We start from the raw sequence: 13,229 nt of genomic DNA, 5'->3' as shown, positions 1-13,229 counted from the left end.
ACGCGTTGATGTTTGGCCGGCGACTACTTAGGGTCCGGAGCCCCAGGCGAAAGGACGCTCGATGCGACGGCAGGACACTCCGGGACGGGCCCACGACCTCGTCCTCTTCGGCGCAACCGGATTCGTGGGGGCGCTCACCGCCGAATATCTGGCCGCGCACGCCCCCACGAACTGCCGGTGGGCACTGGCCGGGCGCAGCGTGCCGAAACTGGAGCGGCTGCGTGCCCGCCTGGCCGCCATCGACCCGGACTGCGCGCACCTGCCGCTGCTGCGGGCCGACAGTGCGGATCCGGAATCGCTGCGCGCACTGGCCGCCGGCACCCGGGTGCTGGCCACAACCGTCGGCCCGTACCTGTCCTACGGCGAACCCCTGGTCGCCGCCTGCGCCGAGGCCGGCACCGACTACGTCGACCTGAGCAGCGAGCCGGAGTTCATCGACCGTATGTACCTGCGTCACGACGCGACGGCCCGCGCTTCGGGCACCCGCCTCGTGCATTCCTGCGGCTTCGACTCGGTACCGCACGACCTCGGAGTGCTCTTCACCGTGCAGCACCTCCCGGAGGACGTCCCGTTGCGCATCGACGGCTTCGTGCGGGCGCGGGCGATGTTCTCCGGCGGCACCTTGGCCTCGACGCTGACCGCGATGTCCCGCCCGCGCGACATGGCACGGGCGGCCCGCGAGCGACGGCTGAAGGAGCCGCCGATCCCGGAGGGCCGTACGGTGCGGGCCGCTCCGGGCCCGCCTCTCAGGAGCGGCCCGACGCACCCATGGAGTGTGCCGCTGCCGACCCTCGATCCCCAGGTGATCGGCCGCTCAGCCGCCGCGCTGGAGCGCTACGGACCCGACTTCCGCTACCGCCACTACGCCGGGGTGCGCCGGCTGCCGGTCGCGGTGGGGGGTGTGCTGGGCGCCGGCGCGGTGGCCGCGCTGGCCCAACTGCCGCCCGCACGGCGGTGGCTGGCCGGGCATCTGGAGCCGGGCGAGGGGCCGAGCCCGGAGCGGCGGGCGAAGAGTTGGTTCACCCTCCGCTTCGTCGCCCAGGGAGGCGGGCAGCGGCTGCTCACCGAGGTGTCCGGTGGCGATCCCGGTTACGGCGATACGGCCAAGATGCTGGCCGAATCGGCCCTCAGCCTCGCCTTTGACGAACTACCGAAGACCGCGGGCCAGGTGACGCCTGCGGTCGCCATGGGGGACGCCCTCACTGTGCGGCTCCAGGAGGCCGGCATCACCTTCCGGGTCGTACGGGGCTGATCCGCCGCCCACCGGGAGCCGCACTCTCCTACGGGGCGGTTCCCGGCCACCGCGGCGTTCGGATGCCGGCCAGTGCCCGCCTGCACAGCGCGTCAGCGGCCCGAGTCGTCTCCGGTAGGCGGTACTCGGGCGCCAGGCGAAGGGTGTGCGCGCAGGCCCGGTCGAGGCCGATGCGATGGCCCACGGAGACGAAGACCGGTTTGACGCTCTCCTGGGTGCGCAGTGCCCGCCCCACCTCTTCGGCGGCATCCTCGGGGCCGTCCAGGAGCGGAGCGGTCGCGCCGCGCTCAGGTCCCGGGGCCTCGAAGCGGAAGGTGAAGGGGTTCTTGGCGACGCCGATGGTGGGCAGTCCGGTCAGCACACCGAGGTGGCTGGCGAGCCCGAAACGACGCGGGTGCGCACGCCCGTAGCCGTCACAGATCACGAGATCCGGTGTGCGGGCGAGGCGGGCCAGGGCTTCGACCACCGTGGGGATCTCACGGAAGGCGAGCAGCCCGGGGACGTAGGGGAAGCTGACCCGGCCGACCGCGGTGGCCTCGTCGACGACGGTGAAGCTGCGGGCGTCCAGTGCCACGGCCGCCGCTGCGACGACATCGCGTGCGTCGTCGTAGGCGACATCGACACCCACGACGGTGCCGTCGAAGTCCGTTGGCGGACCGGCCTCGTCAAGGCGCACATGGCGCCGCAGCCGGTCCTGGACCGCACGGGCCTCGGCTTCGCCGGACGGCCAGTTCCGCAGTTCGTCGTCGCAGGAGAGCATTCCGGGAGTGTCCATGGTGACACCACGCTATCGAACCCGTGACCTGCATCTTCCGTCGGATGCCCGTCACACCTCGCCGTCGGGGCACTCAAGCGGAGCGCCGCCGGGATACCCGTCTCGCGCGCCTTCCTTGACGGTCAGCGCCCGGCCGATGACGGGACAGTGGGAGAGGGTTACGGGGGGGCAGGGCTCCTGGCCCTCTGACATCCGGCTGACAACTTGCCGCCCTCATCTCGCGCTTGGTCGACGGAATTTCGCGCACGGACGGGACGTGAAGCGTGAATGCGACATTCCCTGCCGGCTCATTGACCGGATCCGTCAGGCGATCACAAGATGAGGCCCTCCCCCGCCCCCGCACCCACCCGACGCGAGGCCGTCATGACCGACGAACTGCACACGCTCGACGCCACCGACCTCGCGGGCCGGCTGCGCCGCCGGGAGGTGTCCGCCCGGGAAGTGGTCCAGGACCACCTGGATCGCATCGCGTGCGTCAACCCGGCCGTCAACGCCGTCGTCACCCTCGACCCCGAGGGCGCCCTGGCAGATGCGGCCCGCGCGGATCAGCGGCTCGCCCAGGGAGCGGACGTGCCGCCGCTGCACGGCTTGCCGATCGCGTTCAAGGACACCCACCTCACCCGCGGCATGCGCACCACCCACGGATCGCCCCTCTTCGCCGAGCACGTACCCGACCAGGACGAACTCCTCGTCCGCCGGGTGCAGGAGGCCGGGGCCATCCGTATCGGCAAGACCAACGTCCCGGAATTCGCCGCCGGCTCCCACACCTTCAACCCGGTGTTCGGGATCACCCGCAATCCGTACGACACCTCCCGCTCGGCCGGTGGCAGCAGCGGCGGTGCGGCCGCCGCACTCGCCGCCGGACTGCAACCGCTCGCCGACGGCAGCGACATGGGCGGTTCGCTGCGCAACCCTGCCTCCTTCTGCAACGTCGTCGGGCTGCGGCCGACTCCGGGCCGGGTGCCTTCCCATCCCTCCGCCGATCTGTGGGACACCCTGGCGGTGGCCGGGCCGATGGCGCGGACCGTGGCCGACACGGCGCTGCTGCTGTCCGTACTGGCCGGCCCCGACCGGCTTTCCCCGCTCAGTCTCGAAACGCCCGGCGAGGCGTTCCGGGTTCCCCTCGACCGCGATCTGCGCGGAATGCGCGTCGCCTGGACCCCCGACCTCGGCGGAACGGCCCCCGCCGACCCGGAGGTACTCGCCGTCCTGGAGCCCCAGTTGGCGGTCTTCACCGAACTGGGCTGCCAGGTGGACACCGCCTGCCCCGACCTCACCGGCGCCGACGAGACCTTCAGGACCCTGCGGGCGCACGCCTTCGACCTGGCCTTCGGCGCCCTGCTCGACACCCGTCGCGCATCGCTCAAACCGAGCCTGGTCTGGAACATCGAGGAGGGCCGCCGGCTGACGACGGACGAGCTCAACACCGCCACCGCGATCCGCAGCCGGCTCCACCTGGATACCCTCGACTTCTTCTCCCGTTACGACCTGCTGCTCGCACCGGTCAGTCAAGTCGTCCCGTTCGATGCCGCGTTGGAGTACCCGGAGACGGTCGCCGGCCGTCCCACGCGGACGTATCTGGACTGGATGCGGTCCGCTTACGTCATCTCCGTCCTCGGGGTGCCCGCGCTCTCCGTCCCGGCGGGATTCACACCTGAGGGGCTTCCCGTGGGCCTCCAGATCATCGCCGCTCCCCGGGCGGATCTGGCGCTCCTCCAGGCCGGCCACGCGTACGAGCAGGCGACGCGGCACGGACGGCGGCGCCCGTACCTGCCGACGAGCTGACGCAGGCCCTCGGCGGGCGCCGCCGCACCGCCCCCGGCCTGCGTCTTCACCGCAGGAGGCCACATCGGCAGCACCCGGGGGGCTCCTCTATATTTCCTTCATGTTCGTACTTGAGCTGACCTACACCGCCCCCATCGAACGCGTCGAAGCCGCGTTGGCCGACCACGTGGAGTGGCTGCAAGAGCAGTACGACGCCGGGCACTTCATCGCCGCCGGCCGCAAGGTACCGCGCGACGGCGGCGTCATCCTCGCCGCCGGCATGGACCGCCCGGCGGTCGAACGGCTCGTGGCCGAGGACCCGTTCACCCTCGCCGGCGTCTGCGACTACCGCATCGTCGAGTTCGTGGCGACGACCACGGCACCGGAACTGGAGCGCCTCCGGGAGCAGCGGTCTTCCTGAAGCGCCACCTGTGCGGCCCGCGACCGGCCACTCCTCCTGGAGGCGCGGCCGCGACGGGCCGCTGTCCATGCGCCTGCCGCGTCCACCCCGTCCCTGGGCCGTCGTTACGGAGCCGTCTCCGGAGCGGCAGCCTCCGGTGCGGCCGCTTCCGGGGCCTTCTTCGCCATGGGGCCCTCATCGGGCGCCGGCGTGGGCCAGCGGCCGCCGTTGCTCCAGTACCCCTGGATCTCCTCCAGCTGCCGCCCCTTGGTCTCCGGCGCGGTGATCGACGCGAAGACCAGCGCCCCGAGCGCCAGGACACCGAGGCCCGCAAACGTCCAGCCGGCCCCCGCCCAGGCCATCACGGACGGGAAGAACTGCGCGATCAGCAGGTTGGCGATGAGATCGGCGGTGAGCATCGCCGAAGCGCCTGTGGAACGCAGCTGCGCCGGGAACGCCTCGCTCGCGTAGACCCAGATCAACGATCCGAAGCCGAAGTTGAAGGCGGCCGTGAACAGCAGGATCGCGCCGAAGCCCACCCAGATCATGTCGCCGTGCAGGTCACCCATGCCGAAGACGGTGGCGAGCACGGCCAGCATGACGACCATCGTGCCGATGCCGGACAGCAGCACCACCCGGCGTCCTATTCGGTCGATGATGAGAATGGCGAGCACGGTCGCGGCCAGCGACGCGAGCTGCACGAACGAGGGAAGCAGGAAGTTCAGGCCGTTGCCGGTGAACCCCATCTCCTCGAAGATCTGCGGACTGTAGTAAGTCACGGCGTTGATGCCGGTGATCTGGCAGAAGAAACCCAGTCCGAGGACGAAGAGCGTGGCGCGGACGTACGGCCTGCGCAGCAGTGAGCCCACCGATCCGCCGCTCTCCTCCGCGAGCGCGGCGCTCACCGCCGCCACCTCTGCGCGCGGATCCACACCCGGGTCGGTCGTCGCCATGACCTCGATCGCGCGCTCCGTGTCGCCCTTGAGCACATACCACCGGGGCGTATCGGGCAGCCGCCACAGCGGGATCATCACCAGCGCAGCGGGAAGCGCCGCTATGCCGAGCATCCAGCGCCAGTGGCCGCCGCCGGACAGGCCCCAGTTGACGAAGTAGGTGATGGCGATGCCGGCGACCGTGGCGACCTGGTACGCAGCCACGGACGCGCCGCGTATGCGCGCAGGCGTCGACTCGGCTATGTAGAGCGGTGCGGCGACGATCGAGATGCCGATGGCGACCCCGAGCAGCAGGCGGACGGCGTCGAGCACGATGACGTTGGGCGAGACGGCGGACAGTGCGACGAACACGGCGTAGGAACTCGCGACGATCAGCATCGCGGTCTTGCGGCCCAGGGCGTCGGCGAGCTTGCCGCCGATCAGCGCGCCAATGATGCTGCCGAACACCAAGATGCTGTTGACCAGGCCCTTTTCGGCCGCGGTGAGATGGAAGTCCTCGCTGAGGAACACCAGGGCGCCGGAGATGCTGCCGGAGTCGTAGCCATAGATGACACCGACGACGGCTCCCGTCAGCGCGAAGAGACGGCCGGTTCGGCGCGCATTGGCGGGTGATGGTGGAGGCGTCTCGGAGAGCGTTGCAGTGGACATGATGAGTCCTTTGTGCGGCGGGGCGGCCTGCTCATGACTGATCATGCAAGTATTGGCGCCGTTTCGCGCAAGTGTCAACAGACTCAGGCTACTGCGATATCCCCTTCACCTGCCGCCCTCAGAGGGCCAGTCGAGGGAACCGGCGGCCCTCCCCTCTGCTGCAGCCACCCTTACGAGGTATGGAAGCGATCCAAGATCTTGCGTACAGTTGCTTGCAACGGAACACGAAAATGCATCTTTGCGCATCACGGCGGCATTCACGAGAGGGTGGCCATGAGCGAGACCTCATACATGGAGCAGGAGCTGCGCAGTCAGCCGGAGACCTGGCAGGAAGCCGCGCGGATCGGAGCCGCGGGCGGCCCGCTGCCCGAACCCGGACAGCGCGTGGCCGTCGTCGGATGCGGCACGTCGTGGTTCATGGCGCAGGCGTACGCCGCCTTGCGCGAGAGAGCCGGCGCGGGCGTGACCGATCCCTTTGCCGCCTCGGAGGCATTTCTCGGCAGCGAGCGCGGATACGACGCGGTGGTGGCGATCACCCGATCCGGCACCACGACCGAGGTTCTGCGCATCCTGGAAGCGGTGAAGGGCCGCATCCCGACGGTGACGATCATCGGCGATCCCGGGACACCGGCGGTGGGCCTCTCCGACGCGACGGTCGCGCTGCCGTTCGCGGACGAGCAGTCCGTGGTCCAGACCCGCTTCGCGACCACCGCGCTGACGCTGCTGCGCGCACACCTCGGCGAGGACGTCTCCGCCGCGGTGCGCGACGCGCGGGAAGCCCTCGCCGCGCCGGTCGCACAGGAATGGGTCGACGCGGAACAGTTCTCGTTCCTCGGTACGGGCTGGACCTTCGGGCTGGCCAACGAGGCGGCCCTCAAGATGCGGGAAGCCTCGCAGAGTTGGACGGAGTCCTATCCGGCGATGGAATACCGCCACGGCCCGATCGCGATAGCCGCCCCCGGCCGCGTGACCTGGTTGTTCGGCGAGGCTCCCGAGGGCTTGGAGGCGGATGTGGCCAGGACCGGGGCGCACTTCGTACGCCACGACCGCGATCCGCTGGCCGACCTGGTGCTGGTGCAGCGGGTGGCCCTGGAGCGGGCCCGCGCCCGCGGCTTGAACCCGGACAGCCCGCGCAGCCTGACCCGTTCCGTGATGCTCGGGATTCCGGCGGCCCGCTAGCCCACCCCACCCGACTCAAGTCACCCCGTACGCAAGGGAGTCAGGATCCCATGTCCCTCGTTCCGACCTCATCGATCATCGACAGCGCGCGTACGGCCGGCATCGGCGCCGCGGCCTTCAACGTCATCCACCTGGAAACCGCCGAGGCGCTGGTCACCGCAGCCGAGCGCGCCAACGCCCCGCTGATCCTCCAGATCAGCGAGAACTGCATCCGGTACCACGGCAGCCTGCGACCGATCACCCGTGCCACCCTCGCCCTCGCAGAAGACTCCAGCGCCCCCATCGCGGTGCACCTGGACCACATCACCGACGCGGAGCTGGTCCGGCAGGGCGCCGCGGCCGGGGTGAGTTCGTTCATGGTGGACGCCTCGGCGTTCCCCTACGACGAGAACGTCGCCACCACCGCCGCGCTCACCGCCTGGTGCCATGAACGCGGGTCCTTCGTCGAGGCGGAACTCGGCAAGGTCGGCGGCAAGGACGGTGTCCACGCGCCGGGCACCCGCACCGATCCGGACGAGGCGTTGGCCTTCATCGACGCGACGGGGGTCGATGCGCTCGCCGTGGCCGTCGGCTCCTCCCACGCGATGCACGAACGCACGACGGTACTGGACAAGGAGCTGATCGGCCGATTGCAGGCGGCACTTCCGGTGCCGCTGGTGCTGCACGGCTCGTCCGGCGTGCCGGACGAGGAACTGCAGCGCGCCATCGCGGCAGGCATGACGAAGATCAATATCTCGACGCACCTGGTGTCGGTCTTCACCCGCTCCGTCCGGGATGTTTTGGGTGCGGATCCCGCGCTCGTCGACTCCCGCAAGTACCTCAAGCCGGCACGGGAGGCGGTGGCCCAGGAGGCGGCCAGACTGCTGGAGGTACTGCGCACCCCGATAGCGGCTCCCGACCGGTACGCGGCCCAGGCACCGGTCCGGGGGTGAGAGGAGGAGCCCCCGTCACGGCCCGGCTAGGCTCGCCGCATGAAGCGCCATGAACGGATGAACGCACTGCTCGAGCTGCTCGGCGAAAGAGGCCGGGTGGAGGTCGAGGAGGCGGCAACCGCGCTGGAGGTCTCGGCCGCCACGATGCGGCGCGACATGGACGCCCTCGCCGAGCAGCAACTGCTGACCCGCACCCGGGGCGGGGCGGTGCTCAGCTCGGTGGCGTACGACCTGCCGATCCGGTACAAGCACGCGCACCGGTCCGAGGAGAAGGAGGCAGTGGCGCAGGCAGCGGCGAAGCTGGTCGAGCGTGGCGATGTGGTCGGGCTCAGCGGTGGCACCACCACCACGGCCATCGCGCGGGTGCTGGCCACGCGTCCCGAATTCGCGGAGGCGGGCCCCCAGCCGCATCTGACGATCGTCACCAACTCCCTCAACATCGCGAATGAGCTGGCCGTGCGGCCGCAGATCAAGATCGTGCTCACCGGCGGGGTGGCGCACTCGCGATCCTTCGAACTGGTCGGCCCGTTCAGCGAGTTGGTGCTCCAGCAGATCTCCGTCGACATCGCCTTCATCGGCGCCAACGGCATGGACCCGATCATGGGTGCCACGGTGCACGACGAGGCCGAGGCCAGGGTCAATCGCCTCATGGCGGAGCGGGCGCGGCGTGCGGTGATCGTCGTGGACTCATCGAAGATCGGTGAGCGCTGCTTCGCCCGGATCGGCGGTGCGGACGTGTTCGACACCCTGATCACGGACAGCGGCGCGACGGAAGCCACTCGCCGCGAGTTCACCGACCGCGGCCTGCGGGTGGTAGCGGCCCGCCCTGGTGTCACGGTCTGACCCCGCCACCCATCGGACACCTCGGCCCCCGGCCACCCCCGGCCACCCACACGAGAGGAGAGCGCGCACCCACACTCGCACCTGCGCTTTGGCCACCGTGCTCGGGCCGCCGCGCCTGGATCACCACACTGGGACCGCTGACGAGGACGTGCCCCGTCGGCGCCCTTGACTGCCGGTCGCCACTGTCGGGGCATGCCTGTCGGAACACGACCGCTGGGGCGGCCCGGGATTGTGCCGCCGTTCAGAAGCGTGCTCGTAGGGACGTCAGGCCGGTGGCGTAGACCGCGTCCCCGAAGAGTTCCTCGACCTGGGATACGGCCTCGTCGTCGCTGCGATAGGTGGCGGTCCAGCGGACCTCGGTTCCGATGGCGTGCGGCAGGGCCGTGAGGGTTGCTTCGTAGTCGGAAATCGGGAGGAAGGGATCGAGCACGGTGTAGCGGTACACGCGGGCGACGTGATCCAGGGCGAGCAGGCGCTCGCGGGCGACGACTGTGCCATTGAGCATGAACGCCCTCACGGCGCCGGGGGTTTCGGGGTCGGCTCCGTTTTCGATGACCAGAGGGGGGACGTGCGGATGCCAGTCGGGGAGGCCGTCGAAGCGGCCTATCGTGTGCCAGACCGTGTCGGGGGCCGCGGGCAGCACGGTGGTGCGGATGAGGGTGCGCATGGGTTCACCAGGTCCTGTCTCTGTCGTCTCCGCCTACTCGTCCAGCGTCTCCATACCCCCGCCCTCCCCGGACGCCACCCCACCGCCCGCTCCCCTCCCCGCCATCACTACCGCGCTCCGTAGACAGGCTGCGGCGGTTCAGAGGCGGCGAGGAGTTGGCGGGCGGTCTCGCCGGCCTCGGATGGCGTCCAGCGGGCGGACTTGTCGGTGGCCGGGCCTGGGCGCCACCCCTCCATGACGGTGATGCGGCCGGCTTCCGCCGCGAAGACCCGGCCCGTCACGCCTTCCGATGCGGCCGAGCCCAGCCAGACCACCAGGGGGGAAACGTTCTCCGGGGCCATGGCGTCGAAGGCCCCGTCGGATGGGGCGGCCATGGTGTCGGCGAAGGTCTGCTCCGTCATACGGGTGCGGGCGGCGGGTGCGATGGCATTGACCTGGACGCCGTAGCGGCCCAGTTCTGCGGCGGAGACCAGAGTCAGGCCGAGGATGCCGGCCTTGGCCGCCGAGTAGTTGCCCTGTCCGACGCTTCCCGAAAGTCCGGCACCGGAGGTGGTGTTGATGACCCGGGCCTGCGGCATCCGGCCGTGCTTGGCCTCGGCACGCCAGTGTGCCGCTGCGTGTTTCAGGGGAAGGAAGTGGCCCTTGAGGTGGACACGCAGCACCGCGTCCCATGCGTCCTCGTCCAGGTTGACCAGCATCCGGTCGCGCAGGAATCCCGCGTTGTTGACGAGGGTGTCCAGGCGGCCGTATGTGTCCAGGGCGGTGGCGACGAGTGAGGCGGCTCCCGCGCTGGTCGCGATGTCCCCGCCGTGCGCGACGGCTTCGCCGCCCGCCGCGCGGATGTCCGCGGCCACTTCCTCGGCGGGGCTGCCGGAGGTGGGGCTGCCGTGATCGAGGGCGTCGCCAGCGCCGTCGAGACCGACGCCGAGGTCGTTGACGACGACGCGGGCGCCCTCCGCGGCGAAAGCGCGGGCATGTGCACGGCCGAGGCCGCGTCCCGCACCCGTGACGATGACGACGCGACCTTCACAGATTCCGGACTTCTCGGGCACATCAGGCATCTCGGCTCTCCTTGAGGGGAGTTGGAGTGGCAGGGAGTGAGGTGGGCGAGGTTCGAGGGGGGCAGGAGTGACCTGCTCGCAGGCGGGCGTTCAGTGCGTCGGCGGGTTCGGGGCCGGGTGGGCGGCTGCCAGGAAGGCGGGGCGTTCGCCGCCACCGTGGAGGAGCAGGGCGGCGCCACTGACGTAGGACGAGAGGTCGGAGGCGAGAAAGGCGCATGCCTCGCCGGCCTCGGACGGGGTGGCGAGCCGTCCGAGAGGGACGGTGCGGCCGACGGCGGCGACGCCGGACTCGTCTCCGTAGTGGAGGGAGGTCAGTTCGGTGTGGACCATGCCGAGGGTGAGGGTGTTGACGCGGATCTTCGGGGCCCATTCGACGGCCATGGAGCGGGCGAGGCTGTCGAGGCCGGCCTTGGCGGCGCCGTAGGCGGCGGTGCCGGGCGAGGGGCGGGTGGCGCTGACGCTTCCGATCATGATGATCGAGCCGCCGGACGGCTGGGCGGCCATCACCTCGTAGGCGGCGAGGGAGGCCGTCAGAGGCGCGACGAGGTTCAACTCCACTACGCGTGCGGCTTGTTGGGGGCTGGAGTCGGCGAGGAGGCGGTACGGCGTGCCGCCGGCGTTGTTGACGAGGATGTCCAGGCGGCCGTGTTCGCGTCGGACGCGGCGGAAGAAGGCGGTGACCGCTTCGGGGTCGCGCAGGTCGAGTTGACGGAAGAGCGCGGTGCGTCCGTCCGCCTCCAGAGGCCGGTCGGGTGGCCTGCGGGCGCAGGTGACGACCTGGGCGCCCGCGGCCAGCAGTGCCGTGCTGATGCCCGCGCCGACCCCGCGTGTGCCGCCCGTGACGACCGCAACGCGGCCCGTCAGATCGATGCTGAGCGCCATGCGCCACCTCCCGCAGCGCGCGTCGCGCTGCTACCTTCTCATTCAACAGCACCTAACAAACGTTTGGTGGAAAGGTAGCTGATCTGCTGATGGGTGTCTCCACCTCCCGCCCCGGCGCTCCGCCGGGCGGCCGCGGTATCGCACTGGTCACGGTGGACTTCCCGCCGGTCAACGCCCTTCCCGTACAGGGCTGGTACGACCTGGCCGATGCGGTTCGGGACGCCGGCCGGGATCCGGGCATCCGGTGTGTGGTGCTCGCCGCGGCGGGGCGGGGGTTCAATGCCGGTGTCGACATCAAGGAGATGCAGCGGACCGAGGGACATGCCGCGCTGATCGGTGCCAACCGGGGCTGCTACGAAGCGTTCGCCGCGGTCTATGACTGCGAGGTGCCGGTGGTCGCCGCGGTGGCGGGGTACTGCCTGGGCGGCGGGATCGGCCTGGTGGGCAACGCGGACGCGATCGTGGCGAGCGACGACGCGACGTTCGGGCTGCCGGAGCTGGACCGTGGCGCGCTGGGAGCCGCCACCCATCTCGCCCGGCTCGTGCCGCCGCACCTGATGCGCACGCTCTACTACACCTCACGCACCGTCACCTCCCAGGAGCTGCGGCGGCACGGCTCGGTGTGGGACGTGGTGCCGCGTGCGCAGGTGCGGGACGCGGCGCTGGCGCTCGCCGGGGAGATCGCGGCGAAGGACGGCTCCCTGATCCGGCTGGCGAAGGCCGCCATCAACGGTATCGATCCGGTCGATGTGCGCCGCAGCTACCGCTTCGAGCAGGGCTTCACCTTCGAGGCGAACCTCAGCGGGATCGCCGACCGGCATCGCGACGCGTTCATGGGCAGGCGCGGAGACCCGGGCCCCGTGGGGGCCGACCCCGGTCCCGGCCCCCACGCAGGCACCAAAGCCCCCGAGAACACCGCGCCTACCGAAACGCGTCCCCCACCCGTCCCACCAGCCGTCCCCCCGTCCACCCCACCGAAGGAGCCCCGTTGAGCGACAAGACCATGAGCGCCGATGCGGCCGTCGGGCGGCTGGCCAGCGGCATGACGATCGGGATCGGCGGCTGGGGGTCGCGGCGGAAGCCGATGGCACTGGTCCGTGCGGTGCTGCGGTCCGAGCTGCGGGAGCTGACGCTGGTCTCGTACGGCGGGCCCGATGTCGGTCTGCTCGCGGCCGCCGGCAAACTGCGGCGCGTCATCGCCCCGTTCGCGACGCTCGACTCGATCCCCCTGGAGCCGCATTTCCGTGCCGCGCGCCAGAACGGCAGCATCGACTTCACGGAACTGGACGAGGCGATGTTCATGTGGGGGCTGACCGCGGCCGGTCAGCGGTTGCCCTTCCTGCCGGTGCGGGCCGGGCTCGGCTCGGACCTGCTGCGCGTCAACCCCGGCCTCCGTACGGTCACTTCGCCGTATCCGGACGGCGAGGAGCTGGTGGCCGCGCCCGCGCTGCGGCTCGATGCGGCACTGGTGCATCTGCACCGCGCGGACGCCAGGGGCAACGGGCAGTACCTGGGGCCCGATCCGTATTTCGACGACCTGTTCTGCGAGGCGGCGGACGCCGCGTATCTCTCCTGCGAGCGGATCGTGGACAGTGCCGAGCTGACGGCGGCGGGCGGGCCGCAGACGCTGCTGGTCAAGCGGCCGTTCGTGCAGGGCGTGGTGGAGGCCCCGAACGGCGCGCACTTCACCGCCTGCGAGCCGGACTACGGCCGGGACGAGACCTTCCAGAAGGCGTACGCGACGGCGGCGGCGGATCCGGCGCGGTGGGCGGAGTTCGCCGCGCGCTTCCTCTCCGGCGACGAGCAGGAGTACCAGGACGCGGTCGCCGCCTTCCACGGCCGCACCGGGCAGCACGAGCGGAAGGGGGCGTGA

General features: G+C 70.8%; 13 protein-coding genes. 8 read left to right on the top strand and 5 right to left on the bottom strand.

Going from position 1 to position 13,229, the window contains the following annotated elements; translation table 11 throughout:
• Positions 1 to 61 precede the first annotated feature (61 nt).
• Entirely contained in the window at positions 62 to 1,252 is a 1,191-nt protein-coding gene (locus LIU39_RS00935) for a saccharopine dehydrogenase family protein (protein WP_227043453.1), read from the top strand.
• A 28-nt stretch (positions 1,253 to 1,280) separates the two neighbouring features.
• Here the strand turns inward: LIU39_RS00935 and LIU39_RS00930 are convergent, their stop codons facing one another.
• Complete coding sequence (locus tag LIU39_RS00930; protein ID WP_227043451.1) at positions 1,281 to 2,027, bottom strand: endonuclease V; 747 nt, start codon at positions 2,025 to 2,027, stop codon at positions 1,281 to 1,283.
• Positions 2,028 to 2,390: 363 nt separating this feature from the next.
• Here LIU39_RS00930 and LIU39_RS00925 point away from each other — a divergent pair, with 363 nt between their 5' ends.
• Both LIU39_RS00925 and LIU39_RS00920 read left to right on the top strand, forming a co-directional pair.
• Positions 2,391 to 3,812 (top strand): amidase, encoded by a 1,422-nt coding sequence (locus LIU39_RS00925; RefSeq protein WP_372463767.1) that lies wholly within the window; start codon positions 2,391 to 2,393, stop codon positions 3,810 to 3,812.
• A 100-nt stretch (positions 3,813 to 3,912) separates the two neighbouring features.
• The gene (locus LIU39_RS00920; RefSeq protein ID WP_227043448.1) at positions 3,913 to 4,212 is read left to right on the top strand and encodes a YciI family protein; all 300 of its coding nucleotides are present in this window, start codon (positions 3,913 to 3,915) and stop codon (positions 4,210 to 4,212) included.
• A 104-nt stretch (positions 4,213 to 4,316) separates the two neighbouring features.
• On the opposite strand, the gene LIU39_RS00915 is transcribed toward LIU39_RS00920, so the two are convergent.
• On the bottom strand, positions 4,317 to 5,792 hold the full coding sequence (locus LIU39_RS00915; protein WP_227043446.1) for a sugar porter family MFS transporter: 1,476 nt from the start codon (positions 5,790 to 5,792) through the stop codon (positions 4,317 to 4,319).
• Between the two features lie 273 nt (positions 5,793 to 6,065).
• Between LIU39_RS00915 and LIU39_RS00910 the strand changes: the two genes are divergently transcribed.
• From LIU39_RS00910 to LIU39_RS00900, 3 genes are read left to right on the top strand one after another with little or no spacing between them, the layout of a single operon-like run.
• The gene (locus LIU39_RS00910) at positions 6,066 to 6,971 is read left to right on the top strand and encodes an SIS domain-containing protein (RefSeq protein ID WP_227043445.1); all 906 of its coding nucleotides are present in this window, start codon (positions 6,066 to 6,068) and stop codon (positions 6,969 to 6,971) included.
• Between the two features lie 50 nt (positions 6,972 to 7,021).
• Positions 7,022 to 7,903: a class II fructose-bisphosphate aldolase gene (locus tag LIU39_RS00905; protein WP_227043443.1), complete on the top strand. Its 882-nt coding sequence runs from the start codon at positions 7,022 to 7,024 to the stop codon at positions 7,901 to 7,903.
• A 39-nt stretch (positions 7,904 to 7,942) separates the two neighbouring features.
• On the top strand, positions 7,943 to 8,746 hold the full coding sequence (locus LIU39_RS00900) for a DeoR/GlpR family DNA-binding transcription regulator (RefSeq protein ID WP_227043441.1): 804 nt from the start codon (positions 7,943 to 7,945) through the stop codon (positions 8,744 to 8,746).
• Positions 8,747 to 8,987: 241 nt separating this feature from the next.
• Here LIU39_RS00900 and LIU39_RS00895 read toward each other — a convergent pair whose 3' ends face one another.
• From LIU39_RS00895 to LIU39_RS00885, 3 genes are all read right to left on the bottom strand, one after another.
• Positions 8,988 to 9,413 (bottom strand): SRPBCC family protein, encoded by a 426-nt coding sequence (locus LIU39_RS00895; protein ID WP_227043439.1) that lies wholly within the window; start codon positions 9,411 to 9,413, stop codon positions 8,988 to 8,990.
• Between the two features lie 107 nt (positions 9,414 to 9,520).
• Entirely contained in the window at positions 9,521 to 10,474 is a 954-nt protein-coding gene (locus LIU39_RS00890) for an SDR family oxidoreductase (protein WP_227043436.1), read from the bottom strand.
• Positions 10,475 to 10,564: 90 nt separating this feature from the next.
• A complete protein-coding gene (locus LIU39_RS00885) occupies positions 10,565 to 11,356 on the bottom strand; it encodes an SDR family oxidoreductase (protein ID WP_227043433.1) in 792 nt (263 codons plus the stop codon).
• A gap of 89 nt (positions 11,357 to 11,445) precedes the next feature.
• Here LIU39_RS00885 and LIU39_RS00880 point away from each other — a divergent pair, with 89 nt between their 5' ends.
• Together LIU39_RS00880 and LIU39_RS00875 are read left to right on the top strand one after the other, a co-directional pair.
• A complete protein-coding gene (locus tag LIU39_RS00880; RefSeq protein ID WP_227043431.1) occupies positions 11,446 to 12,348 on the top strand; it encodes an enoyl-CoA hydratase family protein in 903 nt (300 codons plus the stop codon).
• A complete protein-coding gene (locus LIU39_RS00875; RefSeq protein WP_372463757.1) occupies positions 12,345 to 13,229 on the top strand; it encodes a CoA transferase subunit A in 885 nt (294 codons plus the stop codon). The genes LIU39_RS00880 and LIU39_RS00875 overlap by 4 nt, the downstream gene beginning before the upstream one ends.

This window comes from Streptomyces pinistramenti (genome assembly GCF_020564935.1).
Classification (GTDB): Bacteria; Actinomycetota; Actinomycetes; order Streptomycetales; family Streptomycetaceae; genus Streptomyces; species Streptomyces pinistramenti.
Note: the sequence above shows the minus strand (reverse complement) of the source record. Positions and strands in the feature narration are given on the sequence as shown.

Excerpts from the sequence above, each read along its gene's own strand:
- LIU39_RS00935 (WP_227043453.1), top strand. The coding sequence starts at position 62 with ATGCGACGGCAGGACACTCCGGGACGGGCCCACGACCTCGTCCTCTTC.
- LIU39_RS00880 (WP_227043431.1), top strand. The coding sequence starts at position 11,446 with ATGGGTGTCTCCACCTCCCGCCCCGGCGCTCCGCCGGGCGGCCGCGGT.
- LIU39_RS00905 (WP_227043443.1), top strand. The coding sequence starts at position 7,022 with ATGTCCCTCGTTCCGACCTCATCGATCATCGACAGCGCGCGTACGGCC.
- LIU39_RS00910 (WP_227043445.1), top strand. The coding sequence starts at position 6,066 with ATGAGCGAGACCTCATACATGGAGCAGGAGCTGCGCAGTCAGCCGGAG.
- LIU39_RS00915 (WP_227043446.1), bottom strand. The coding sequence starts at position 5,792 with ATGTCCACTGCAACGCTCTCCGAGACGCCTCCACCATCACCCGCCAAT.
- LIU39_RS00890 (WP_227043436.1), bottom strand. The coding sequence starts at position 10,474 with ATGCCTGATGTGCCCGAGAAGTCCGGAATCTGTGAAGGTCGCGTCGTC.
- LIU39_RS00885 (WP_227043433.1), bottom strand. The coding sequence starts at position 11,356 with ATGGCGCTCAGCATCGATCTGACGGGCCGCGTTGCGGTCGTCACGGGC.
- LIU39_RS00930 (WP_227043451.1), bottom strand. The coding sequence starts at position 2,027 with ATGGACACTCCCGGAATGCTCTCCTGCGACGACGAACTGCGGAACTGG.
- LIU39_RS00925 (WP_372463767.1), top strand. The coding sequence starts at position 2,391 with ATGACCGACGAACTGCACACGCTCGACGCCACCGACCTCGCGGGCCGG.
- LIU39_RS00920 (WP_227043448.1), top strand. The coding sequence starts at position 3,913 with ATGTTCGTACTTGAGCTGACCTACACCGCCCCCATCGAACGCGTCGAA.
- LIU39_RS00900 (WP_227043441.1), top strand. The coding sequence starts at position 7,943 with ATGAAGCGCCATGAACGGATGAACGCACTGCTCGAGCTGCTCGGCGAA.
- LIU39_RS00895 (WP_227043439.1), bottom strand. The coding sequence starts at position 9,413 with ATGCGCACCCTCATCCGCACCACCGTGCTGCCCGCGGCCCCCGACACG.